Annotated in this window: 15 protein-coding genes; 13 read left to right on the forward strand and 2 right to left on the reverse strand. The window is 58.3% G+C overall.

Translation table 11 applies throughout. The features are described 5' to 3' along the window. Positions 1-51: 51 nt before the first annotated feature. Both VQ071_RS19965 and VQ071_RS19970 read right to left on the reverse strand, forming a co-directional pair. Positions 52-1,674 (reverse strand): response regulator, encoded by a 1,623-nt coding sequence (locus tag VQ071_RS19965; protein ID WP_340515937.1) that lies wholly within the window; start codon positions 1,672-1,674, stop codon positions 52-54. Beyond that, positions 1,646-3,478, reverse strand: coding sequence for a cache domain-containing sensor histidine kinase (locus VQ071_RS19970; protein WP_340515939.1), 1,833 nt, complete (start codon positions 3,476-3,478; stop codon positions 1,646-1,648). Before VQ071_RS19970 ends, VQ071_RS19965 begins: the two co-directional genes overlap by 29 nt. 65 nt (positions 3,479-3,543) lie before the next feature. On the opposite strand from VQ071_RS19970, the gene VQ071_RS19975 reads away from it, so the two are divergent. The 13 genes from VQ071_RS19975 to VQ071_RS20035 all read left to right on the forward strand — a co-directional run bounded on the left by VQ071_RS19975 (position 3,544) and on the right by VQ071_RS20035 (position 25,832). Further along, complete coding sequence (locus tag VQ071_RS19975; RefSeq protein WP_340515940.1) at positions 3,544-4,989, forward strand: ABC transporter substrate-binding protein; 1,446 nt, start codon at positions 3,544-3,546, stop codon at positions 4,987-4,989. Positions 4,990-5,076: 87 nt separating this feature from the next. After that, positions 5,077-6,633 (forward strand): ABC transporter substrate-binding protein, encoded by a 1,557-nt coding sequence (locus VQ071_RS19980; protein WP_340515942.1) that lies wholly within the window; start codon positions 5,077-5,079, stop codon positions 6,631-6,633. Positions 6,634-6,820: 187 nt separating this feature from the next. After that, the gene (locus VQ071_RS19985; protein ID WP_340515944.1) at positions 6,821-8,848 is read left to right on the forward strand and encodes an MGH1-like glycoside hydrolase domain-containing protein; all 2,028 of its coding nucleotides are present in this window, start codon (positions 6,821-6,823) and stop codon (positions 8,846-8,848) included. Beyond that, the gene (locus VQ071_RS19990; RefSeq protein WP_340515945.1) at positions 8,842-9,768 is read left to right on the forward strand and encodes an ABC transporter permease; all 927 of its coding nucleotides are present in this window, start codon (positions 8,842-8,844) and stop codon (positions 9,766-9,768) included. Before VQ071_RS19985 ends, VQ071_RS19990 begins: the two co-directional genes overlap by 7 nt. A 13-nt stretch (positions 9,769-9,781) precedes the next feature. Further along, positions 9,782-10,735: a carbohydrate ABC transporter permease gene (locus tag VQ071_RS19995; RefSeq protein WP_340515946.1), complete on the forward strand. Its 954-nt coding sequence runs from the start codon at positions 9,782-9,784 to the stop codon at positions 10,733-10,735. Between the two features lie 41 nt (positions 10,736-10,776). Further along, positions 10,777-12,114, forward strand: a complete 1,338-nt coding sequence (locus VQ071_RS20000) for a family 4 glycosyl hydrolase (RefSeq protein ID WP_340515947.1) — start codon at positions 10,777-10,779, stop codon at positions 12,112-12,114. 140 nt (positions 12,115-12,254) lie between these two features. Further along, positions 12,255-18,128 (forward strand): sugar-binding protein, encoded by a 5,874-nt coding sequence (locus VQ071_RS20005; protein WP_340515948.1) that lies wholly within the window; start codon positions 12,255-12,257, stop codon positions 18,126-18,128. A gap of 75 nt (positions 18,129-18,203) precedes the next feature. Next, entirely contained in the window at positions 18,204-19,847 is a 1,644-nt protein-coding gene (locus VQ071_RS20010) for an S-layer homology domain-containing protein (protein ID WP_340515949.1), read from the forward strand. 213 nt (positions 19,848-20,060) lie between these two features. Next, positions 20,061-21,746: a substrate-binding domain-containing protein gene (locus VQ071_RS20015; protein WP_340515950.1), complete on the forward strand. Its 1,686-nt coding sequence runs from the start codon at positions 20,061-20,063 to the stop codon at positions 21,744-21,746. A 25-nt stretch (positions 21,747-21,771) separates the two neighbouring features. Continuing rightward, positions 21,772-22,560, forward strand: a complete 789-nt coding sequence (locus tag VQ071_RS20020; protein WP_340515951.1) for an SDR family NAD(P)-dependent oxidoreductase — start codon at positions 21,772-21,774, stop codon at positions 22,558-22,560. A gap of 53 nt (positions 22,561-22,613) precedes the next feature. After that, entirely contained in the window at positions 22,614-23,420 is an 807-nt protein-coding gene (locus VQ071_RS20025) for an enoyl-CoA hydratase/isomerase family protein (RefSeq protein WP_340515952.1), read from the forward strand. 33 nt (positions 23,421-23,453) lie between these two features. Next, a complete protein-coding gene (locus VQ071_RS20030; RefSeq protein ID WP_340515953.1) occupies positions 23,454-24,641 on the forward strand; it encodes a CaiB/BaiF CoA transferase family protein in 1,188 nt (395 codons plus the stop codon). A gap of 21 nt (positions 24,642-24,662) precedes the next feature. Further along, positions 24,663-25,832: an ABC transporter substrate-binding protein gene (locus VQ071_RS20035; protein ID WP_340515954.1), complete on the forward strand. Its 1,170-nt coding sequence runs from the start codon at positions 24,663-24,665 to the stop codon at positions 25,830-25,832. Positions 25,833-25,942 lie beyond the last annotated feature (110 nt).

Here is a 25,942-nt window from a genome sequence, read left to right on the forward strand (position 1 = left end):
TTAATCGCAACCACTTCTTCACGCTCGTGATCAAGGCGCATCTTGCGCCACTCATCCGTGCAGCAGCGAACGGTACTTTTGCGGATGGATGCCGGTGTACTTCTTGAACACGGTGCTGAAGTAGGTCGTATTCTCGAAGCCGACCATCTCCGCGACCTCCATAATTTTCAGATCGTTGTCCCTCAGCAGCGTCTTGGCGGCTTCCATCCGGACCTTGGTCACGTATTCGGTGATGTTCTCTCCCGTCTCCTGCTTAAAAATCAGGCTAATGTAGTTGGGAGAGAGGAACACCTCCTCGGCCAGCTTGGCGACCGACAAGTCGTCCATGTACCGCATGGAAACGATGTCCTTGATCTTGCGGATCAGCGGGCCGTTCTTCTGGTTCATCCGCTGGGCGAAGTGGCCGGTCAGCTTGTGGAACAGCGCCAGCACCATATCCTGCAGCTCCGCCGCGTCCCGCTTGTTGTACACCTCCCCGAACATCCAGTAGTAGTCGCCGACGATTTTTTCGATGTTTTCCCCGAGCTCGTACAGCGTTTTGGAAGCCATGTTGATGAGGTCGAAGCAGACGCTTTGCACATAGCCGACAGTATAAGCGTTGCCCGCCAGCACGGCGTCGAAGATCAGCTGCGTCTTGGCGGCCACCTCCTCGCGGTTGCCCAGCTTCATGAAGTGAAACAGCTGCTTCTGCTCCTCGTACACGAGCGAGAAGTCGGGGCTCGCGCCCTGCGTCTGAAAATCGCCGATCGGGAGAATGGCGTTTTTCCCTTTGAAGAAGCGGTACTCCAGCGCCTTGAAGGCTTCTTCGTAGGAGGCGTAGAGATCGACGAGCCTCCCGACCGGATGGCCGATGCCGGCCGAGATCGAGAAGTTCAGATAGCGGTTGACGCTGTCGATCATTTCCGGGCAGAGGGCGAGATGACGGCTGTCGTACAGCGCCGCCTGGTTGAACAGGACGATAAACTCGTTCTCGTTCATGGCGAACGACACGCCGCCGGGAAAGTCCCGGGAGACGATCTCCTCGAGAATGTTCGTGACCGAGAAGCCGAGCAGCTGCTTGTACTCCTCCGTATACCGTTCCATCGCTTTCTCGTATTCGTCCATTCGGAATACCGCGACGACGGCGGCGCCGTCGAGCTTGAACGGAAGCTTGTAGCGGGCGAGCTTGTCCGCGACCTCGCGCTCGCTCTTGTAGAGGCCCTGTACGAGATCGACGAGAAACTTGTCGCGAAGCGCGGGGATATTCTCCTGCAGCTGCCGCTGCAGTCCCATCGCGTGCTCGTCCCGCTTGCGCTCCGCCTCTATGGATTCGACGACCCGGGCGACCGTCGCCTGCAGCTCCTGGAGCTTGATCGGCTTCAGGATATAGCCGTCCGCGTGAAGGTTCAGCGCCGTCTTCACATAGTTGAACTCCTGCGCGCCGCTGATGATGACGATGCGCACCTTGTCGTGGAATTCCTTCAGCTTGAAGGCGGCCTCCAGACCGTCCATCATCGGCATTCGGATATCGGTGAGCAGAATGTCGGGCTTCAAGTCGCGGCACAGCTCGAACGCCTCCTGGCCGTCCGCGGCGACGGCGACGATGTCGACGCCCAGCTCGTCCCAGGGAACGATCTCCCTGAGACCATCCCGAACATGCTGCTCGTCATCGGCTATGATCATCTTCAGCTTCATATTCCATTCCCTCCAAGGATGTGACGCATGGGAATCTGACCGTTACGGTGACGCCGGGCCCTTCGTTGCTCCGGTATCGAAGGCCGGAATCGGGACCGAACACCTGCTTGATTCGCTCGTTCACGTTGTTCAGGCCGAAGGAATCGCCGCTCGCCTCGCTGCGCAGCATATCGTTCAGCTCCCCGACGTTCGCGCCGACGCCGTTGTCTCCGATGTCGATGACGATCCAGTCGTTTTCGCGGCGGGCCGACAGCTCAATGACGCCTTTGCCCCGTCTTTTCTCGATGCCGTGGATCAGGGCGTTCTCGACCAGCGGCTGCAGGATGAGCTTGACCGTATAGTGGCCGTAAACCTCGGGCTCGACCTCGATCGAATAGTCCAGCCGGTCCTTGAACCGCACCTGCTGGATCGACAAGTAGCTTCTGACCTGCTGCAGCTCGTCCTCGACCGGGATGATGTTCCGGCCCTTGCTCAGGCTGTAGCGGAAAAAGTCCGACAGCGACGTGACCATCTGGCTGATCTCCGGAACCTTGTGCCGCAGCGCGATCCAATTGATAGAGTCCAGCGTGTTGTACAGGAAGTGAGGGTTGATTTGCGCCTGCAGCGCTTTCAAGTCGGCCTCTTTTTTCTTGACCTCGGTGATGTACAACTGATTGATCAATTCTTTGATCTGCCTTATCATCTTGTTATATTGGCTGAACAAAAACGTGAATTCGTCCTTGCGCTTGTATTGGATGGCGATGTCGAAGTTGCCCTCGCGCGCGTATGACATCGACTTGATGAACTTGCGGATCGGCTTGGTGATGTTGTTGGACAGCAGCAGCGCCATCAGCAGCGCGAGCGCCATGCAGACGGCGATGACGATATACATCACTTGGCGGATGTAGACGAGCTTGCCGTTCAGGTCGCTGACCGGAGACACGGAGACGATCGTCCAGTCCGGCGACTCGATGCTGCGGTAGGACACGAGCATGGCCTCGTCCCTGATGCTCGTCTCGAACGAGCCGCTGCCGCCTGCATGGAACGGGAGCAGCCGCTGAATATAAGGCTCGCCGGCCAAGCTCCGGTTCAGCAGCGCCGTGTCCGGACTGGCGACGACATGGGCCGCTTGGTCGACGATAAAAATGCGGCTGTTGACCGACGGCTTCAGCTGGTCCAGCACGTCGTTGAAGTTGCCGATATCCGCCTCGATCGTCAGAAGCCCCACGTACGGAATAGTGAGATTGTTGAGGCCGAACAGCCTTTTGGCCAGCATGATCGTCGGCGCGGCGCCCGAGGACGAGCCGTCCGCAGGGACGACGGTATAGCGGGATTTGAATGGCAGCGCGGCGTACCAGTCTTTCTTCTCGATCTCGCTGATCGTCGATATGTTGCGCGAGAAGTTGTAGAGCTGGTACTCGGGCCTGTCCAGCATATACAGCTTCGGAATATAGCTGCGGTTGTCGGCGCCCGGCATGCTGTAGCCGTCGATGATCTTGTCCAGGTTCGTCAGCTCGTTCACGACGGCGATCTGGTCGACCGGGCGCTCGGCGGACAGCAGCTCGGTCATCTCCGGATTCATGTAGATGGAATCCGCCAGGCTGTCCATTTCTTCGAACTTGTTCATGAACAGCGTCTCGACCATGTTCAGGTTTTTCTGAACTGCAGTGCTGATGTTCTCCGTGATCGTCCGGTAGGATTCATTATAGATCGTAATCGAGATAATGGAAGTCGGCAGAATGACGAGAAACAAAAAGTAGAGCAGAAGCCTGACCTTCAGGCTGACGCTGTTAAATGTTAAAAAGGCCGCGAGCTTCTTGAGCATATGCGCAGCTCCTTCGCGATCGGATCGTGGCGCTTGGCACCATTATACGGGAAGGGAGCTTGCAAATGAAAAGCTTTTTCGTTCGCGGCATAAGAATGCTGCCGGCCGCTGCGCTGGCTGCCGGACTGGCGGGCTGCGCCTCGGGGAATGCGGAGCTTGCGCCGAACGAGCGGCAGTCCGGGGATTCTGTCGTCCGCCTGACGCTGGCCGTGCAGACATACGCCGAAGACAAGACGCTGGCAGACTGGATCTCGCGATTCAACGCGGGGCATCCCGGCATCGAAGTTCAGCTGATGAGCCTGCCCAGGGACCAGTACGACAAGTTCCTGAACATGCGCATGACGTCGGACGAAGGCCCCGATGTCTTCCAGATCTCGACCGGCTGGCTGACGCCCTATATCTACAAAAATTATCTGCTCGATCTGTCCGAGGTCGTGGACGACGCCTTCAAGGTCGCGTTCCCGCAATGGGCGTCCGATTATACGAAAAACAAAGACCATTACTACGCGATTCCCTCCGACATGATGACCGTGCGGCTTATTTATAACAAGGACTTGATGTCGGCCGCGGGCCTCGATCCGGACCTTCCTCCCCGCACGTGGGACCAGCTGCGCGAATATGCCGACCGCATTACCGAGGCGAGCACCGGCTATTACAAATACGGCTTTGCCTTGCCCGCCGGGGACGACGAGACGTTCCGCAAAGCGCTCGAGATCGCCGGCACTGCAAGCGGCGCGTATTACTTCGACTTCGCGACGGGCAAGTACGGCTTCGACGTGTACGAGCCATGGTTCCGGACGATGCTGGCCATGAAGGAAGAAGGCGGGCTGTTCCCGGGGGAAACGTCGCTTCAGACCGATACGGCGCTGACGCAGTTCGCCCAAGGCAATATCGGGATGATGATCGTGTCCAATCACGACTTCGCCTTGCTGAGCCGGATGAAGGCGCCTTCCTTTTCGTTGGGGATTGCCATGCCGCCGCTCACGGAGCTTGCCGACGCAGGCAAAGGCGCGCTGATGCTGTATCCCGAGCCGCCGGTCGTGATCAACGCCTACACGGCGCATCCGGCCGAGGCATTGGAGCTATGGGAATTTCTCCTGTCCGCCGAATATCTCGGGGAGATGTACAAGCTGGGCGGCTCGATCCCGACGAGGGAAGGGATCACGGGCAATCCGGCCTACCGGCCGCAGCAGCCGCAGATCCAGGCTTTTCTGCCGACAGGGCAGGAGTCTCCTTATCCGCGGGAGCCGAAGTTTATTTTGCAGAGCGCCCAGACGCCGTTCTCGCCCAAAAACCTGGGGGATTCCGAGCGGATGAAGACGTACCGGGAAATATTGCAAGGCCTGCGCGGGCCCGGCGAAACGCTGCATAGCTTGACCGACCAGTACAACAAGTCGCTGGAGAACCAGATCAGCAGGCAATTGATCAGCATGCAGGATTTTGTCTTCCCGTCGTTCGACCCTCGTCGTCCGCTCGCCGAAAATGCGGTAGAAAATCAAAGGTCGCCGTAGATTATTTGATTCAGCAATAAAGCCGGGGCGTCTACAATGAAACCTGCAAAGCAAAAAGACTTCGAATGATAACGGGAGGGTTTCAACATGTTGCAAAAAAAGAAGACGCTTTCAGTAACAGCGCTCGCCATGCTGCTCGCGACCTCGACGGCGCTCGCAGGCTGCGGCAACAACAACAATTCGAACGCAGGCGCCGAATCGAGCGCGCCGGCATCCGGATCGGCGTCGGCCTCCGCACCGGCCTCCGAGTCGGCGGCGCCGTCCGAATCGGCACCGGCGCTTGAGCCGGTCGAGCTGTCCATCTACTACCCGGGCACGGAGCAGAAGGACAAGGCGGCCGTCGAAGAAGCGCTGAACGCGCTGCTCAAAGACAAAATCAACGCGACCGTCAAAATCAACGCGATCGACTGGGGCAACTGGGGTCAGAAGATCAACCTGATGTCGGCTTCCGGGGAACCGTTCGACCTCGCGTTCACCGCGGGCTGGGACAACTTCAGCGGCAACGTCGCCAAGGGTGCTTTCCTTGACATCACGTCGATGATCGATCAATACGCGCCGGACGCCAAAGCCGCGATGAATCCGCTGCTCCTCACCGGCACGCAGATCGAAGGCAAAAACTACGCGGTCCCGGTCGTGAAGGAAATGGCGCAGCAGTTCGGCGTCGTCCTGAACAAAGACCTGGTCGACAAGTACAGCTTCGACCTGACGACGCTGAAATCGTTCGCCGATCTGACGCCGATGCTGCAAACGATCAAGGACAAGGAGCCGGGCGTGACGCCGATGTGGGGCGGCAAAAACAACATTTCGCTTATCCCTTACGAAGCGATCGGCAACGCGCCGGGCGCAATCAAAAAAGACGGTTCGACGACGGTCGTCAACCAATGGGAATCGCCGGAAATGCTCGATACGCTGAAGCTGCTGAGCGACTGGAACAAGAAAGGCTTCTTCCAGAAGGACCCCGCTACGAATAAAGACGCGGGTCCCTCCAACAAAGCGGGCACGATCTTCGCGCAGTGGCAGCAGCTGACGCCGGGCAAGGACAAGACGCTCAGCCAGCAATGGGGCCACAATATCGTGCAGGTCGAACTGACGACGCCGTACACGGCCAGCGGCGACCTGAGCGGCGCCATGACCGCGGTGTCCAGAACGTCCAAAAATCCGGAACGCGCGCTCATGTTCATCAACCTGCTGTACAGCGACGCCCAGATTCTCAACACGCTGGTGAACGGCGTCGAAGGCAAGCACTGGGTCAAGACGGGCGACACGACGATCAAGCTCCCGGAAGGCGTCGCCGCCGGCCAATCGGGCTACGCGCCGGGCATCAACTATATGTACGGCAACCAATTCCTCAACTACCTGTGGGACAAAGAGGACCCGCAAAAATGGGAAGCGTACAAGGCATTCAACGAAGCTGCCGTTCCTTCCAAAATCATCGGCTTTATGTACAACGCCGAGCCGGTTAAAAACGAAGAAGCGGCGATCTCGAATATTTACAACGAATACATCGACGGCTTGAGCACGGGCGTGATGAACTACGAGACGGAGCTGCCGAAGTTCATCGACAAGATGAAGAAGGCGGGTCTCGACAAAGTCATCGCCGAGAAGCAAAAGCAAATCGACGCCTTCCTGGCGAACAAATCCTAATCGGCATAGACTTCAGCAAGCCGGAAATCCTCGCGATTTCCGGTTTTTTTGCGCTTTCCGCCCCGCTGCCCGCCGGACCCTGGAAGATGCATAGAATTTTGAAGCTTATCTTGGATAATTTGATTCAGCAAAATTCGGTGCGCTTTTACAATGAGAAAAAAACAGCAATCGAGGAGTGGGTTACAACATGAGCGGCAAGCTGGAGCGTTATGCGATGGATCTGCGCCAAAGCGTGGCTCCGCCCAATCATATCGGCGTTACGAGCCTTTACAGCGTGACCTCGCCGCTGCACGGCACGGTGACGGGCGTGAAGGGATTTTATTCTCCTCCGTTCGCGGCGGGCGAATTGAAGCTGCAGCTGGATTTTCTCGTCGACGGCCGTTCGGTCGAGGACACGGGCAACCGGGGCAAGGAAGACTGCGGACTGCTGTTCTCGGGCGCGGTCTGGCAGCCGGACCGCATCGTGAGGCGCGGCACCTATCACTGGATCAAAGAAGATAAGCTGCATTCGTTCAAGGTCGTCAGCGAGCTTGTCCCGCTGACCGGCAAAGCCGGCTTCGTCCTGACCGTCCGGGTGACGAACCGGAGCGGGCGCATGCTCCCGATCGCGCTCGTACCGTCGCTCAGCCTCGGACCGGTCAGATACGTGCCGCTGAGGGCATGGGACTTCAGTCCGCCGACGGGCGGAGACACCGCCCGGGACGCGAGCGGCGAGGGACGAATCTGGGAAACCGATGCGGTGCGGGTCTCGCTGCTGCAGGAGACGCAGGCGGGAGAGGTCGAGCATGGCCGCGAATTCGTCGCCCGCCTGGCGGTCGTCTTTACCGAAGCAGGCGCATCTGCTCCCATGCCGGCCTCGTCGGGGCTCGCTGGATGGGCGCAGGAGACGACGGACCGCTGGGAGGAGCGGATCGCGCGGGCGGAGGCGGCGCTGCCGCGGCTCGAGACCGATATCCCGGGGCTGGAGGCGTATTACCGCCGTTCGCTGATCAGCGGACTTATCTGCCTGTGGGAGCACCCGGACTTCAAGATCAGCCCGCTTCCTTCCGTATCGGGAATCGACGGGGGCGGCATCAACTGCTATGCGTGGGACTCGGCAGGCTATGTCGGCCAGATGCTGGCGATCGTGCTGGGCGAGGGCAAGTCGGAGGACTTCATCCGTTATCTGGTCGAAGGCGGGATCGACCGGCATATCAGCTTCGCTCCGGATGGCTCGGGGCATGAGCCGTTCGCTTACTCGTACAGCCTGTGGTCGTTTTTCCATTTCGCCTGGTCGCTGTTCGGACAGCACGGGGTCATAGCGGATCTCTACCCGATGCTGGAGAGAGTGCTCGAGGTCGACGAGGAGCGGCTGGCGCATCGGGGAGAGCTGCTCGACTACGGCAACCAGCATCATCTGCTGGAGATGCGCAGCAGCGGCTACGAGCATGTGGTCGCCAGCCCGAATGCGGAGCGCGCCTGGTGCTACGACCGGCTGGCCGATCTGGCCGGACTGCTCGGCAAGGACGAGGCGGGCAAGTGGAGAGACAAGGCCGCCGGCATTCGCCGAGCGATCCAGAAAGAGCTGTGGGACCCGGGCACAGGCTGGTTCAAGAGTCTGTATCCGGACGGACGCACGGAGATCATCTACTCGATTCAAGCTTACGACGCGCTGCGCATGGGTGCCTGCACGCCGGAGATGGAGCAAGCGCTGCTGTCCCGTCTGCGCGACGGCGCGTTCCTGGGCGCCTGCGGCGTCTCCAGCATCTCCGCCGAAGACGAGCTCCACTACGAGGTCAACGATCCGGACTGGTCGGGCAGCGGCAGCTTCGCCGGGGAGGGCGCGATCCTGGCGCAGACGCTCTGGGAGCTCGGACATTCGAGTCTCGCCTGGGACGTGTTCAAGCGCCACTTCTGGATGGGCGCGCACCTGCCTTATTTCCCGCAGGAGCACTACTCGGACCGGCCGATGGCGCCGGCGCACAAGCGCGCCAACAATATCGCGGGCATGTCCGGCGCGCAGGCGGTCATCTTCGGTCTCGCAGGCATCCGGCCGCAGCCGGACGGCAGCCTGATCGTCTCTCCGCAGCCGCCCGAGGCGGGCAGCATCGCGCTGCGAGGCTACTCGTTCCGCGGCCGGTCGATCGACGTGTCGATGAAGCCGGGCTATTGCGAGATCGCTCTCGACGGTAAAACCGTCTACCAAGGCGCGCCGAGGAGTGTGACGGTATGCTGACGAACGCCCCGCGCTTGCTGCGCAATCTTTTCAAATTCCGGGCATTGTACCTGATGGTGCTGTTCCCGGCTGCCGTACTCATCTTCAACAACTACATTCCGATGTTCGGGGTCATCGTCGCTTTTAAAAACTACAACTTCGTGGACGGCATCTTGGGCAGCGCCTGGGCGGGTTTCGAGAACTTCAAATATTTGTTCCAGACGGAGGACGCTTGGAACGCGACGCGCAACACGGTGCTGTACAACGCAGTGTTCATCGTGCTGAACAATGCGGTTGCGATCTTTCTGGCGATCGCGCTGAACGAGCTGAGAAGCCGGAGGCTCGCCAGACTGTTCCAGAGCAGCCTGCTGTTCCCGTACTTTCTGTCCTTTGTCGTCGTCAGCTATCTCGTGTATGCGTTCCTCGGCGGGTACGGCTTCATTAATAAAGGAATTCTGGAGCCGCTCGGCTTCGATCCCGTGTCCTGGTATACCGAGCCGAAGTACTGGACGGTCATTCTGCCGCTCGTGAACCTGTGGAAGCAGGTCGGGTATGCCATGATCCTCTATCTGGCGGCGATCGTCGGCATCGACCAGGAATATTACGAGGCGGCCGTCATCGACGGCGCTTCCAAGTGGCAGCAGATTCGCCGGATCACCGTTCCGCTGATGGCCCCGGTCATCATCATTTTGATTATTTTGCAGATCGGCCATATATTCAACGCGGACTTCGGTCTGTTCTATCAGGTGCCGCTCAATACGGGCGTGCTCTACCCGACGACCAACGTCATCGACACCTTCGTGTACCGCGGCCTGCTCGTCAGCGGCAATGTAGGCATGTCCTCGGCGGCCGGCCTGTACCAGTCGACCATCGGCATCATCCTCGTGCTCGCGACCAACTTCATCATCCGCAGATTCAGCAAGGAAAACGCGTTGTTTTAATGGAGGAATATAGATGAACGCACACATCGAAACGACGCCGCTCACGGCGGAAAAGGCGGAAAAGACAGAAGGACACGGCTTCGGCAACCGCATATCCAAGCCGGCGAATTTCCTGCTCGTCCTGATGTTTACGCTGATCGGCATCGCCTGCCTGTATCCGGTCCTGCTGGTCATCGCGGTCTCCTTTACGGACGAACAGACGATTACGACGAGCGGCTACAACATCATTCCGAAGGTGTTCTCGACGTATTCGTACGAATACTTGTTCCAAGATGCCGGGAAAATATTCCGCGGTTACGGGGTCTCGATCGCGGTCACGCTGCTCGGGACGCTCGGAAGCCTGCTGCTGACGTCGTTGTTCGCGTATCCGATCTCCCGCAAAGACTTGCCGTACCGCAACTTGCTCGCTTTTTTCGTCTTTTTCACCATTTTGTTCAACGGTGGACTTGTCACCTGGTATCTGACGTATTCGGCGGCGGGGCTGAAGAACACGATGGCGGCGCTTATCCTCGCGCATCTGGTCGGGCCGTTTAACGTGCTGATCATGCGGACGTTTTTTGCCAACACGATTCCCGTCTCGCTGATCGAATCGGCCAAGATCGACGGGGCGGGAGAGATGCGCATCTACGCCCGGATCATCCTTCAGCTGTCGCTGCCGGTCATGGCGACGATCGGATTGTTCCAGATGCTCGGGTACTGGAACGACTGGTTCACAAGCTCGGTGCTGATCAGCAGCAACAATCTCGTCAGCCTCCAGTATTTGATGTACAAAATCATTTACAATATCCAGTATTTGAATTCCGGCATGGTGGACGCGTCCGTAGCGGGCAGCCAGACAGCCACAATCCCGACGGAAACGGTGCGGATGGCGATGGCCATCGTCGGCATCGGCCCGATCATTTTCGTATACCCGTTCGTGCAGCGGTATTTTGTGAAGGGTCTGACGATCGGCGCGGTCAAGGGTTAAGCGTCTCGCATTCGCAGAGAAAGCATAGAGGAGCTGGCACGGTGAAGGAACGGATCAAGCTGGCATATGTCGGCGGCGGCAGCTATCAGTGGGCTCCGCGCATTATCAAAGATATTATGCTGAAGGACGAGCTGCCGCCGACCGACTTCTTGCTGCTGGATAAGGATTGGGAGAGAGCAAGCGAGATTCGGCAGCTATGCGAGCGAATGAACCGGGAGCTTGGGACAAATCACACCTTCACGGCAACGACGAGCGAGGAAGAGGCATTCGACGGCTGCGACTTCGTCGTCATCTGCATCTCGACCGGCGGCCTCGAGGCGATGCGCCGCGATATCGCGATTCCCGAGAAGTACGGCATCTATCAGACCGTCGGGGACACGGTCGGACCCGGCGGCTGGAGCCGCGCGCTGCGCAACGTGCCTGTTTTTAACGCAATGGCGGATAAAATCGCGCGGCTGTCGAACGATGCCGTCGTGCTGAACTACACGAATCCGATGGCTTGCCTGACCAAGGCGTTCGCAGCCCGTACGCGCCTGAGAGCCGTCGGGCTGTGCCACGGCTTGTACGAGAATTACGAGGTGCTGCAGGACATATTCGGCCTGAAGTCCGAGCAGGAGCTGACCGTTCGGTTCGGCGGCGTCAACCATTTTTTCTGGATGCTCGACTTCAAGGTGAACGGCCGGGACGGCTATGGACTTCTCCGTGAGAAGCTGGGCGCGGACAAGCGGTTTCACGAGCTGATCCGCGAGACGCATGCGGACGGCATCGGCTTCGTTTCCCCGAAAATACTGGCCGGCGAGCTGTTCGAAACGTTCGGCTATTTGCCGTACTTCGGCGACCGGCATACATGCGAGTTTTTGCCTCATGTCATCACGGGGACGGAAGGCCGGCTGAACGAGCTGCAAATTCACCGGACGACGATCGAGGAACGCTACGGCAAGCTGGCCGAGTGGAAGGAAGAGGTCCGGCGGATGATCGACGGGACATTGCCCGTCGCGTACGAACGGACGAGAGAAACGGCTGCGGACATCGTCGAGGCGGTCGCTCTCGGCAAATCGTTCATCGACATCGTAAACGTGCCGAACGTCGGGCAAATCCCGAATTTGCCGCTCGGCGGCATCGTCGAGACGCTCGGCGTCGTCAACGCGCTCGGATTTACGCCGCTCGCCGCCGGGCCGCTGCCGGAGCCGATCCGCAAGCTCGTGCTGCCGCACCTGGAAAATTCGGAGACGATATACGAGGCGGCCAGTACGGGCGACAACGAGCTGGCGTTGCAGGCGTTGTACAACGACCCGACCTGCGCGCATCTAAGCTACAAGGCGATACGGGACATGGCTCGGGAGCTGGTCGAGGCGAACAGGGAATGGATTGGGGATTGATCACCCGGCGGGGAGGGAGCAATGCTCGACAAGAAGATAGAAAATTGAAGACTGGCGTAGATTATTTTATTTTTCGCTTTTATGCAAGCGTATACAATGTGAGGGCAGGTCAATTCATTCGAAAGCGGTGAAGATGGCTGATGAAGAAGTGGAAAAAAACGGCCGGCTTGGCGCTGTCCATGCTGATCGCATGGCCGACGCTGCAAGTCTTGCCCGGCGGCAAAGCCGAAGCGGCAACGCAGCCGGTATACGACGTGACGGTGTCCGGCGTCGACCAGCAGACGGTCAAGGGCTGGGGCGTATTCCCGTCCTGGAACCGGGCCGATTGGAATCGGGATTTTACGGGCAAGACGGGCGCGCATCAGGCGCTGTTCGAGGATCTGGGCGCCACGATGTACCGGATTACCGTACCGCACAGGGCGGGCGACGCCGACGGCAACCTGGTCGAGGTCGGGATGCAGGAGATTTACACGATCATCGATATCGCCAAGCAGCATGGGATGGAAGACTATATGATGTCGGTCTGGTCGCCGCCGATCGGCATGAAGACGCTCCCGACCGTCAACGGCTGGACGGGCTCGGAGCATGTGCGGCTGCGTCCCGAGAAGGAAGGCGCTTATACCGATTACTTGGTAAAAGTCATTCAAGATCTCGTCGCCAGGGGGGCATCGGTGCCGAAGGCGCTAAGCTTCCAGAACGAGCCGCTGTCCCAGATTATCAGCGAGTGGTGCTACTGGGGCGGAGACAACGGGACGCAGTACCAGCGGGTAGCAAAAATGCTGCGCGCCAAGCTGGACACCGCCGGATTTGAGGATGTACAAATTTTAGGGCCGGAAGGGGCCGCTTATTATGAGAACGAGCTGCTGCTGGGCCAGAATTTCTCCGCGCTGAGCAGCGACGCCGAGCTGTACGACGCGATCGACGGACTCACCTCTCACAGCTATTTTGCCAAAGGATACGATAATGACGCCTCATACAAGTCGTATGCGGACGTCGTGAAGCTGTTCCCGGAAAAGGACAAATGGCAAACCGAGTACAGCACGCTGATCGAGCACGTATCGGAGATGGACATGGCGATCAACGCCGCCGAGCGTCTGTCCAGCGATATGGCGCTCATCGGCAACAACTACTGGTTCTGGTGGCTGGGCTGGGCGCTGAACCGGCATCCGACCGACGTCGGCGAGGTGCTGCTGGACGGCGACGGCGTCACGGTCACCAAGTCGAAGGCCTTTTACGTGCTCAGCAACATTTTCAATAATGTGCCGGTCGGCTCCAAGGTAAGACGGGTCAGCGCGGATCCGGCGTCCGGGCTCGTGACCAAGGACGCGGTCTGGATGGACGCGGTCGCCTTTGTCGACGGCACGAAAACGGTGGCGCTGCTCGTCAACCCGACGGGCGAGAGCAAGCGGGTAAACGTAAAAGGCTTGACGGGTGCGACGGCAGAGGCCTACCAGCTGACGTCCGCCGTGCCGCTCGGCGACGACATGCCGCTGGCCGCTGCGCGGAACATCCAAGGCGGAACTGCGGCGGACATCGCCCTGCCGGCGAAAAGCGTGACCGTAATCGTCACCTCCGATACGGACACGGCGCCTCCGCACATCGCGTTCGATCAGTCGGACAGCACCACGGCGCACGACGCGGGGTATGCAGTGCGCGCATCGCAATTTACCGTATCCGGGCATCTGGACGAGCCGGGCACGCTGCAGATCAACGGGCAGCCGGTCACGGTCGGCGCGGATCTGAGCTTCGGCACGACGGTGACGCTCAGCGCCGGCATGAATACGATAACTGCGGTCGCGACCGATGCGTTGAACAATCAGGGACCGCCCGTTCAGCTGCGCATTCGGTACGATCCGACCTACCTGGGCTTGACGCTCGATCATGAGGCTATGACCTATACGAGACAAAGCGCATTCACGGTGGCGGGCCGCACGAACGGGAGCGCGACCGTGAATATCAAGCACGAGCACGGCGGCATGACCGTGACGGCAGCGACGTACCAGGTCGGCTCGCCCGACGGCGACGGCAGCGACGGCAGCGGCGGTCATCCGGCGGGAGAGCTGATCAGGCAAATATTCGACGACGCTTACATACGGTCGAGCTACAATGTGAGCGGCGGCTTGTCCACGGCGGGCGGACAGATCGTCCGGGACCCCGCCACGACATTGGCGCCGGCCGAGGGCGCGTATTCGGCGAGATTAAAAATGCTGGCCGGCTTCTACAGGATCGGCTTCACCTTCATCAATACGTCGAATGCGATCGCGCCGGAGGACTTCTCCGCGTTCCATTCGGCCGCAGGCTTGCAGTTCTGGGTGTATACGAGGAGCAAGGTGGACAGCTTCTCGGCGGTTGTGGCGTCGGCGTACAACGGCACATTCGTAGAAGCGCGGGTTCCCCTCTCCAACTACTTGAGCGCCGGCGATTACGGCAACAAGTGGGTGAAGGTCACGATTCCGTTGTCCGCGTTCGACGCCGCCGCGCATTACGGCTCGGACGGCACGGCTACCGCAGAGCCCCTTTCATGGAATGCCGTCAGAGGCGTCGGATTTTCGAGCGAGAGCCAGGCGGCTTACTCGCCGAACGTAGACGACGTTAAAATCGTATATACCGGCGGCGGGGGCTCCGAGCCTTCGGAGCCGTCCGAGCCCGTCGATCCGTCGTCGCTGGAATTCAGCGCGGATCTGAACCTGCTCGTCGGGGACAACTCGGTGACGGCTTCGGTGTACAACGGAATGGGGCAGACGGCCGCGCCGTCGACGATTCACATCGTTTACGATCCGAATCCGCCGGTGCTGACGGTGCCGAGCGCAGGGGAGACGTCGGGGACGAGCTATGTCCTGAACGGCAGCGTGAACGAAAATGCGAACGTCACGGTGAACGGCGTCGCGGCGACGCTGAAGCCCGACCTGACATTTACTTCGGTCGTGCCGGTCGGCAAAGGCGCGAACGCGATCGTCGTCGTGGCGACGGATCCGGCGGGCAACGTCACCCAAGCGGTCGTCAACGTGACCTCCGATCCGGTCGACGACGGCGCGCTGACGCCGGGCGTGACCGTGGCCCAACCCGCCGCGGCCGCTCCCGTCATCGACGGAGAGCTGAACGAAGCGGGCTGGACGGTGAACAACCGCGTGGAGAAAATGATCACCGGCACCTCCGACAACAATCTGACCTTCGGCTCGATGTGGGACGACGACAATCTCTATGTCGCCGTGAAGGTGCTCGACGTCGATCTGAAAAACGACTCGGCGCAAGCCTATCAAGACGACTCGGTCGAGCTGTATATCGACGGCGACAACAGCCGCGGCGCGGTCTACGGCACGGACGATCATCAGATCACGCTGGGCTGGCACGACACGGAGCTGTCGGTCGGCGGCGACATCGCGGGCATTCAATTCGCACAGCACGACATTACGGGCGGATTCACGGTCGAATTCGCGATTCCGTGGAGCGGCATCGGCATCGATCCTCCGGTTAGCGGTTCCGTCATCGGCTTCGACGTCGCCTATAACGACGACGACGGCCATAACGGCGGCAACCGCGAGAGCCAACTGATGTGGCGCGGCAACGGGGACAACTGGCGCAGCACGAGCGCCTTCGGAAGCTTGATTCTCGGAGACGGCAGAAATATAGCGGTCGCGCTGACGCCATCGGGCGCACTCACGATCGACGGCGCGCTCGACGAGCCGTATTGGGCGCTCAGAAGCAGCGTGACCAAAAACATTACGGGGACGTCGAACAACAGCGTCACCTTCGGAACGCTCAGCGACCTGCAGAACCTGTATGTAGGCATTCGCGTGCTGGACTCCGAGCTGAAAAACGATTCGGCGCAAAACTATCAGGACGACTCGGTAGAGCTCTATCTCGACGCCGATCACAATCGGGGCGCAGCGTACGATGCCAAGGACCATCAGTTGACCGTCCGCTGGCACGACAATCAGCTCTACATGATCGGCGAATTGGATAACGTTCAATTTGCACAGACGGACATTAACGGCGGATACACGGTCGAGTTCGCGATTCCGTGGGCGAGCCTGGGCGTTACCCCGTACCGCGACATCATGCTGGGACTCGACGTCGGCAACAACGATGACGACGGGCATAACGGCGGCAGCCGGGAAAGCCAGCTCATGTGGAACGGCACGGCCAACAACTGGCGCGATACGTCCGCGTTCGGGGACGTGCTGAACCACAATCTGAGCCTGCCGCTGCCGGACAACACCGCGCCGGAGCCGGAAGGCTTGACCGAATTCGCGGACCATGCGGCGGACCTGACGAAGCTGTACGACAAAACGTCCAAAATCGTCATCGCGACCGGACACCCGGAATATTACGATGGCGACGCCGATCGCATGGCGCACAATATCGACAATCCGCCGACGCCCGAATATGTCGTGTACAAATCGCCGGAGGGCGACATTTACTCCTTCGACATCGGGACCGGGCTGTTCTCCAACACACCGCAGTTTACTTTCTACGGCTCGGCGGACGGCGTGACTTATACGAAGATTACGCCTCAATCGACGCTGCAGGGCGGCTCCGCCGGCTATGCCACTTACAGCAACAAGGCAAGCGGGCTGCCGGCAGGGACGAAGTACTTGAAAATCGAATTCCCGGGCTTGGAGAACTGGAAGGAGCAGCTGCTGAACGTGACCTTCAAGTACTTTGGGGAAACGACGCAGCCTCCCGGAAATACGGCATCGTTCGTCGACGATGCGGCCGACCTGACGAAGCTGTTCGCCAAATCGGCGAATCTGAAGCAGGTCACGAGAACCGGCGCGCTGGACAAATGGGGCGGCGACGGCACACAGTATTATCATTCGAACGATGACGCTTTGCAGCCGGAATTTATCGTCTACCAGTCACCGGAGGGCGACATCCGCGCGTTCGATATTACCGTCACGGATTGGACCGGCTTGCCGGACAGCCCGACCTATACCGTGTTCGGTTCCGGCGACGGCGTCGAATTTACGCAAATCCCGATTGCATCGGAAATAATCAGCACCAATTCGGGCTACGATACGCTGCGAATCGCCAAAGACAATCTGCCTGCCGGCTACACGTACTTGAAGGTCGTATTCCCATACGGGAGCGACGTCTTCGACAACTGGACCAGCACGATCAATAAGGTGCAGTTCGATTATGAGGTCGCGTCCGAACCGAATCCGGATCCGGGCGTCCAGTCCGTATCCGCGACGGCGACGCTGACGGGACCTGCGTCCGCCGCATCCGGCCAAGCGTTCGACGTCACGTTCGGTCTGACCGACGTCGAAGGAAGCATCGCGGCGGAGGATGTGACGGTCTCCTACGACGCCTCGAGGCTTGAACTCGAGCACGTGGAGGCGCTGAAGGCAGGCTTCGATATCGCGGGACAAAGCGCCGGCGCCGGCACCGTACGTCTGCTGCTGGCCGCGTCCGGCACCGGGAGCGCGGTCGACGCCGAGGCGGAGCTGCTCAGGCTCGAATTCCGCGTCAAAGCTTCGGCCCCGTCGGGTACCGCGACCGTATCGGTCGGCGGCAACGTCATCACGAACAGCCTGGGCGAAGAAGCGTCCGTAGCGGCGGTCACCTACAGCCTGCAAGTGGCGGTCGGCGCCGACCCGTCCGCGCTGACCGCGCAAATCTCCGCAGCGCAGAGCATCTATGACGCAGCGGCGACGGGAACGGAGCCCGGCCAATATCCAGCATCCGCCAAGTCGTCTCTGCAAGCGGCGATTCAAGCGGCGCAAGCCGTTGCGGACGATGACGCCGCCACGCAGCAGCAGATCGACGCCGCCGCTGCGGCGCTTCAGACGGCCGTCGACGCGTTCGCCCTGGCGGTCAATCGGATCGGCGACGGCGATTTGAACGAGGACGGCAGGTTTACCGTCGGCGACCTGGGTATTTTCGTCGCCTCGTACTACGGCAAGTCGTCCGCCGATCCCGACTGGGACGATTATGCGGCCGCGGATATGGATCACAACAATCAGATCGACATTGTCGACCTGGCCATGCTTGCCAGCAAAATTTTAGCGTAACCATTCTATTTTTTGCGGAGGAGCTGTCCTATCTGACCGTAGGACAGCTTTCTCTATATACGGGAGGCATGCGAGATGAACAGGAACAACACATTGCGGCTCGTCCTTCTGGGCTTGTTCGCTTTTCTGGTCGCACCGTTCTTATATGCGATTTCCGCGCGTGCGGAGGCAGCCGCGCCGACATTTACGTTGACTGCCAAGTCCGAACAACCGGCATTGGGCAACAAATGGACCGTAGATATCCATGCCGACGGCGTGAGCGATATGGTCTCATTCGAGCTGAAGCTTTCGTTTGATCCACAAAAGTGGAACTTTTTCCGAGCGGACTCCAAGTTGACCGGCTTCAAAGGGACTCCGCTTCCGGAGCTCCGCGATACAGGCGTTCTTACCTTTGTGTTCACGAAAACCGGGCAATCGGCCGGGGAGAACGGAAGTTTGAACTTAGGCAGCGTGACGTTTACGGCGAATGAACCGGGAGACGCTCAAATTGCCCTGACTTCCGTTCGTATGGTAGATTCCAAATTCGAAGCTGTGAATTATGCGCCGAACGCCGTAATTGATGTGAAGATCGCCGGCAGCAGCTCCCCGAATACCTCGCAGCAGATGGTGAACGAAGAGAGCCTGAAGCCTGATGACAACGGAAAAATCGTCGTCGAAATTGCAGCGGGCCAGAAAGGAGTGCTGCTTCCGGCAAAGGCAGTGGGTCTTTCCGATTTAAACAAACTCGAGGTTCATCGTGAAGATTTTTATGTCGCGATAGATTCAAAAGTGCTGCAGGATCTGAAAGCTTTGCTGAAAGGCGAAGAACTGGAAGGCGCAAATATATCGGTGAAGCTCGAACGCGCGCCGAAAGACGAAGCGGCAACGCTGGCCGGACAAGGCCATCAAGTTGCGGCTGTCATGAAAGCGGCGGGTGCCGTTTACCATATTTCGTTATCGATCGTGACGAGGGACGGCCAAGAAGCCAAGCTCACTTCGTTTGAAAGACCGGCAGAGCTGTCTTTTCCTTACGATGCTGACGTGGACGAGAGCTTATTGGGAATCTATTACTTTAACGAAAGCTTGAAAGAATGGGAATATGTCGGCGGCAGCGTTGACAAAACCGGAAAGCGGATCACCGCCGACGCAGGTCATTTCAGTACTTACGGCGTATTCGAGTTCGTAAAGACGTTCAAAGATGTACCCGAGAACCATTGGGCATCTCCTGCGATCCGGGCGCTTGCTGCAAAACATGTCGCAAGCGGCATTTCGGACACCGAATTTGCGCCGGCGAACAAGGTGACCCGCGCCGAATTTGCGGCGCTTCTGACGCGCGCACTCGGACTGAAGGCGAACACTGCCGCGCCGTTCTCCGACGTACCCGGCACAAGCTGGTTCGCGGATGAAATAGCAGCGGCCTATGAGGCGAAGCTGATTACCGGCAAATCACAAAAGCAGTTCGCGCCGAACGTTTTCATATCCCGGGAGGAGATGGCCGCAATGCTTGTGCGCGCGTTCGCATACGGAACGGGGACGAAGGCGGAAGAAAGCGTTATGACGTTCGCCGACGAAGCGGCCGTATCGAAGTGGGCGGCCGACGATGTCCGGGCGGCTGTCGGCAGCGGGCTCATGAACGGCACGGGAGGCGGGAAGTTTGCGCCGGAGGCGATCACGACACGGGCAGAAGCGGCGCAGGCTGTCTATAACCTGCTGACGAGGTTGGAATCCATTCGCGCCTAGCGTCAACGACATCCGGTTTGTGACGACAACGATCCGACCAGTAAGCGATCGAATCGGCTTCTTTGTATGGAAGTCTAATTGAACGGGTTCGCATATGCGAAATTAAATCAGGGGAAAGTCTATTCATAGCGGAAAATCAGCACGATATAATCTACTTAATCATTATTCGTTCTTAGGGGCGAAATAAGTTGATTCATCCGAAGGGGTGAAAGCATGAAAATGGTTAAATCTGCGTACCGTGCCTTGGATGCGATTGAACTTCTGGCGGCTGTACCCGAAGGCTATACATTCTCGCAAATGCTTCAGATGCTGAAGCTGCCGAAGAGCACCGGACATGAACTGCTAAAGACGCTAGTGAACTGCAAATACGTTCAATTCGATCCAATGACAAAGACGTATTCCTTGGGGACCCGAATGATCGCGCTTGGGATGCAACGATTGCAAACTTCAGTGGAGATGCAGGAGGCGATCCGGTTGGCAGAGCATCTGGCGGCATCCGTCCATCAGGCAGTGTCCGTTCGAGTCGGGCTGCCGTCGGAGGACGATGTAATCGTCGTGTTCGCGGTCGATCGACGGCAAAATCCCGAAAGAAGTGCCCGTCCCTTGATCGGGGCCCGGTACCCGTTATGTACCTCGGCGTTAGGCAAAGCCTGCCTGAGCATGGGCTCCGAGCAGGAGGTCCGTAATGTATGGCATCGAAGCGTGCGGGAGAATGGCTCGCCCGAACATTCTTTTCTTCATTGGCAAGAGCTCTATTGGGAGCTTCAAGAGGTACGGCAGTGGGGCGTTGCATTCGAAGTCGACCAGGCGGAGGCCCTGTACCGTATGGCGGTTCCGGTCAGAAATGCAACGGGGGAGATCATAGCCGCCGTCTCTATAGACCTGAGCGTGCAGACGGATAAACAAGGGCTTCGAACGGCATTTCGGACGCTTTTCGAATTGAACGGATCCGACAATAGAGATGAGAGCGCGGCAAGTAATCGACATCTTGTCTTCGTCTCCTTGCCCAACTTTCATTCTCAGAAGGCGCTTGCCTATTTGCAGACATTTGAGCGGCAGTTCGAGATGCCGATGATGGCGGTAACCTCGCATGATTTGGAATGGAAGCAGCAGTTGTATCTGGACTGGGCGCTGGAAAACTTGCAGTTGTCTTGTGCGATCCTGTCGCCCGTTAATGCCGCCCGCTCCGATTCATTGTTTCGAATCGCGCGCGAGCGGAACGTTCCCGCCGTCTGCTTCCAGCGTCCCTCTCGCAGCCGTTTCGTCGACTATTTCATCGGGGGCGACGGCTACGAACAAGGCATCATGCAGATGGAATATGTGGCCAAGAAGCTGAAGGGCCGAGGGAAGGTGCTGCTGCTCGAGGGAGATCCTTACAACGACAATGCGCGCAACATGTCGATGGGCCATCAGGCGGTGCTTCATTCCTATGAGGATCGCATCAAGGCAGAGTTCATCTCCGTCCCGCTGTGGAGCAAGGAGGAGTCGAAGCAGATCGTCGCAGAATTTATGGACGCCGGGACACCGTTTGACGCCGTTATTGCAGGCACCGATCTGATGGCGGAAGGGGTCGTAGAAGAGCTGGATAAGCGCAAGCGGGCCGGCAAAGTCCTTGTGATCGGGGGAGACGGCGATCCCTCGGCAATCCGTTTGATAAAGGCGAGGAAGCAGCATGCAACGATTTACCAACGCCCGGATGAAGCGGCAGCGGCGGCTGTGCGAATCGCTCATTTGCTCATCGGTGGCATTCAGACGGATCTGATGGAGCGAAGACCGCTGATCCGTGATTTTCCCGGGAAGGAAGTCTGGGTGTATCCGATTCCCTACACCCTCTATGATTCATCTAACATCGGAGAGCTGGAGCAACGGTGGGCGGAAAAGGAACGCTATTCAGAATGATCGGTTATGGACGGGAGTGAAAATCGTGGCAAAAGGAACGGTAACTTATGATTTTAGCGGAAAAACCGTTGTTGTAACGGGCGGGGCGAAAGGAATTGGAGAATCGACGGTACGTAAATTCGCCGAAGCTTCTGCCGCTGTTCTCGTCGCCGATATGGATACCGAAATGGGGATGCGACTGGAGTATCAGCTGCAGTCGAAGGGTTACCGGGTCCGCTTTAAACGGACCGATGTCGGGGTTGATAACGACGTGAAGCAGTTGATGGAGGAAGCTATCGAGTGGACCGGGCGAATTGATGCTGTGTACAACAACGCGGGCATTGCCGTGCCGGGCGAGGCTGCTGCCATGAGCGAGGACGATTGGCAACGCGTTATCAACATCAATCTGGGCGGCGTCTTTCGGGGTTGCAAGCACTGTCTTCCCTATATGGAGAAACAGGGAAGCGGAGCGATCGTAAACTGCAGCTCGACGCAAGCGGTCAAAGGGTTCCACGGCTGGGCGGGATACGCGGCTTCCAAAGGAGGCATTCTTGCCCTGACGCGGCAGATTGCGATGGACTATGCCTCAAAAGGCATCCGTGTCAATGCCGTCTCGCCGGGAACGATTATGACGCCGATGAATGAGCAGATCTTCGAAGAGGCGGTCAATCCGCAGGCGCTGATCGAAGCTTGGAACCGGGCGCATCCTATCGGGCGATTCGGACAGCCGTCGGAAGTCGCGGATATGGTGTTATACCTCTGCAGCGATGCATCCGGCTTTATAACCGGGCAAACGTTCGTGATTGACGGAGGACAAACGATTCGCGGGGAATAGCGATTCATAGGGAATGGAAGAAAGGGAAGGAAGCGAAAGAAAGGATGATACGAATGGATCGAGCCGGAACAACGGATGTACCGGTCTTTGCATTTCTGGCGCTGGAAAGAACCGCGCGCGTATTGACGGTGACGATCAGTCGCGAGGAAAAACTAAACGCGATGAACGATAGGATGATGGAAGCGTTGACAGAATGCTTCAGGTGGATTCAGCGGCAGAACGACATTCATGCAGTCGTACTGACCGGTGTCGGCAAGGCTTTCATGGCAGGTGCGGATATCGGTGGCTATCATGACTTCAATATGGGACAGTTCTTCGATTTCCAGGACCAGGGGAGAGAGATGTACCGGTCCATCGAAGCATGCAGCAAGCCTGTAATAGCTGCGGTTAACGGATACGCATTAGGCGGGGGATTCGAACTGGCGATGGCCTGCGACTTGGTAATCGCCTCCGAGAAGGCAAAATTCGGGCTTCCGGAGGTGAAGCTTGGTCTGGTGCCGGGCGGTGGCGGCATCCAGAAGTTGGCTCGTGTCGCCGGGTCGTTCCTGGCCAAGGAGCTCCTGATGACGGGCCGGTTTATCGAGGCGGCCGAAGGGAAGGATCTTCGCTTTGTCAATGAAGTCACGGAGCATGACAAGCTGCGGGAAACGGCACTGCGCTTGGCGGCACAGCTTGCGGAACAAGCGCCGCTGGCCGTTCAGGCGCTTAAAAAGCTCGTCAACGAGGGGCGGGACGCCAGTTTGGAAACCGCTCAGGCGTATGACCGCTCTTACCTCGCCAGCTTGTTCTGCAGCGAAGATGCGAAGGAAGGCGTCGCGGCGTTCGTCGAGAAGAGGCAGGCCCTATTTCAGGGGAAATAAGCGGACGAAACGAAAAGAGAGGAGAGGACCGATATGGATAAAGCATTAACGGGCGTCAAGGTGCTGGATTTTACGCATTTGCTGCAAGGACCCTTCGCAACGCAAATGCTCGGCGATTTGGGCGCGGACATCATCAAGGTCGAACGCAAAGGGAGCGGTGACAGTTACCGTGCATGGTCGTTTCTGAAATATTGGGTAGGCGGGAGCGAATCTCCCTGCTATCTGGCATTCAATCGCAACAAGCGTTCGCTCGCGCTGAATCTGAAAACGCAAGAAGCGAAGGAAATCATCTACAAGCTGGCAGAACAATGCGATATCGTGGTGGAGAATTTTCGTCCGGGTGTCATGGAGAAGCTAGGCTTCGGCTATGAAGATCTGAGGAAAATCAACCCGCGCATTATCTACTGCTCCAGCACTGGCTACGGTCAGGACGGACCTTATGCCGAGCGCCCTGGACAAGATCTGATGATCCAGTCGCTAAGCGGTTTGACGACTTTGACCGGGCGCAAAGACGCGCCTCCGACGCCGTTGGGTACGGGCATCGCCGACCAGCTCGGCGCATACAACATCGTCTACGGTCTATTGTCGGCGCTATATTACAGGGAAAAGAGCGGAAAAGGGCAAAAGCTGGAAATCAACCTGTACCAATGCCTGCTTACGCATCAATTGCAGGAATTTGCGGTCACATTGAACTCGGGCAAACTGTTCGAGCGTCCGGAGTCCGGCATCGCGCATCCCGGGCAGTCGGCCCCGTTCGGCATTTACCAGACCTCGGACGGTTACCTGTGCATCTCCGTCAATCCGATTCCCATACTGGCCGAGGTTCTGGGCGACGAAGGCTTGAATGATTTCAACGATCCGCAAACTTTATACGACAAGCGCGACGAACTGTTCTACCGCATTCAGGCCAGCGTGATCAAGCAAACGACGGGCTATTGGATGGAGAAGATGCTGGAGCGCGACATGTGGGTGTCCGAAGTGAAAAACCATCTTGAGGTAGAGGAAGACCCTCAGGCGGTTCATCTTGAGGCGTTCACGTCGTACGAGCATCCAACGGCCGGCCCGGTTCGTACCGTGAATATCCCTGTCAAATTCAGCGAGACGCCCGGCACGATTGTACGCCATCCGCCGTTGATCGGCGAGCACAATCGGGAGATTCTGCGCGAACTCGGCTATACGACGGACAAGATTGGTCACTTGGGGGACAAGGGCGTCATTTAAGGTAAGGGGTTGAGAATAAAAGTGGTAACGCTTAAAGGCATAACGTGGGATCACGCACGCGGATTTGAGCCGGTTCGGGCAGCGGCCGACGCGTTCCGCCGGTTCCACCCGGAGGTTCGGATTGAATGGGAGAAGCGTTCGCTCAAAGACTTCGGCGATTATCCGGTGAGTGCGCTAGCTGCGGATTACGATCTCATTATGATTGATCATCCGCATGTCGGAATCAGCTCCGCGCAAGGCGTGCTGGTACCGCTCGATCTATATCTCCCGGCAGATTACTTGTCTGATCAGGCGGAGAATTCCGTTGGCCCCAGTCACCGGAGCTACCAATGGAATCATCATCAGTGGGCGCTTGCCGTGGATGCGGCCGCTCAGGTAGCCTCTTATCGGCCGGATCTGCTCGCCGAGGATCGGCTGCCTTGTACCTGGGAAGAAGTAATCGAGCTTGCACGAGCGCTGCCGTCAGGTCGCCAAATCGGATGGCCTCTCTGTCCGACGGACGCGATGTGCAGCTTTCTCACGCTTTGCGCGGGAGCGGGAGGAGAGGCGTTCTTCGATGAATTTAGGGGCATTCCGCCTCATGTGGGGGAAGCCGCCCTTGAAAGGATGCTGATTGTACTGCCAATGCTGCACGAGTCGTCGCTGGCCTCGAACCCGATCCAGATGTACGATCGGATGGCGAGCGAGGATGAGATCGTCTATATCCCATTGGCATTCGGCTATTCGAATTACGCGAGAAGCGGGTACTCGGAAAAGTTAATTCGTTTCGCGAATATCCCGAGCGAGGATGGCTCTCCGACAGGCTCGCTCTTGGGCGGAGTTGGCATCGCGGTGTCCGCTTCTTCCTGCTCCATTCAGCTGGCAGTCGAGTTTGCCCGGTTCTTGGCGAGCGGCGAAATCCAAAGGGCTTTGTACGCGGAGCACGATGGACAGCCCGGACATGCGGCTGCCTGGCGCGATGCCGAAGTTAATCGTTACACGCACGGCTTCTTTTTAGACACATATGAGACGTTGGTCGGCAGTTATATGCGTCCGCGTCATGCCGCATTTCCTGATTTCCAAGCGCGTGCAGGCGTCATTCTGCATGAAGCATTGATTTTGTTCCGGCAAGGAAAAGACATGGACAAATCGCGTGTTATCGACGACATAAACCGGTTATACGCGTCCATATGCAGGGAAACGATCGTTTAGGCCATCGAAGTATAAGAATCAACGAACCGGTGACTGCTAAGATGCCGCTAGTCGGCGTGAGTGGTCACCGGTTTTTTATTGTCTTGTAGAGGTCTCCTAAAACAGAAAAT

Source organism: Cohnella sp. 56, from assembly GCF_037963805.1.
In the GTDB taxonomy this organism is placed as follows: Bacteria; Bacillota; Bacilli; order Paenibacillales; family Paenibacillaceae; genus Cohnella.

Coding starts and splice junctions, on each gene's coding strand:
- VQ071_RS19965 (WP_340515937.1), bottom strand. CDS start 1,674: ATGAAGCTGAAGATGATCATAGCCGATGACGAGCAGCATGTTCGGGAT.
- VQ071_RS19970 (WP_340515939.1), bottom strand. CDS start 3,478: ATGCTCAAGAAGCTCGCGGCCTTTTTAACATTTAACAGCGTCAGCCTG.
- VQ071_RS19975 (WP_340515940.1), top strand. CDS start 3,544: ATGAAAAGCTTTTTCGTTCGCGGCATAAGAATGCTGCCGGCCGCTGCG.
- VQ071_RS19980 (WP_340515942.1), top strand. CDS start 5,077: ATGTTGCAAAAAAAGAAGACGCTTTCAGTAACAGCGCTCGCCATGCTG.
- VQ071_RS19985 (WP_340515944.1), top strand. CDS start 6,821: ATGAGCGGCAAGCTGGAGCGTTATGCGATGGATCTGCGCCAAAGCGTG.
- VQ071_RS19990 (WP_340515945.1), top strand. CDS start 8,842: ATGCTGACGAACGCCCCGCGCTTGCTGCGCAATCTTTTCAAATTCCGG.
- VQ071_RS19995 (WP_340515946.1), top strand. CDS start 9,782: ATGAACGCACACATCGAAACGACGCCGCTCACGGCGGAAAAGGCGGAA.
- VQ071_RS20005 (WP_340515948.1), top strand. CDS start 12,255: ATGAAGAAGTGGAAAAAAACGGCCGGCTTGGCGCTGTCCATGCTGATC.
- VQ071_RS20010 (WP_340515949.1), top strand. CDS start 18,204: ATGAACAGGAACAACACATTGCGGCTCGTCCTTCTGGGCTTGTTCGCT.
- VQ071_RS20015 (WP_340515950.1), top strand. CDS start 20,061: ATGAAAATGGTTAAATCTGCGTACCGTGCCTTGGATGCGATTGAACTT.
- VQ071_RS20025 (WP_340515952.1), top strand. CDS start 22,614: ATGGATCGAGCCGGAACAACGGATGTACCGGTCTTTGCATTTCTGGCG.
- VQ071_RS20030 (WP_340515953.1), top strand. CDS start 23,454: ATGGATAAAGCATTAACGGGCGTCAAGGTGCTGGATTTTACGCATTTG.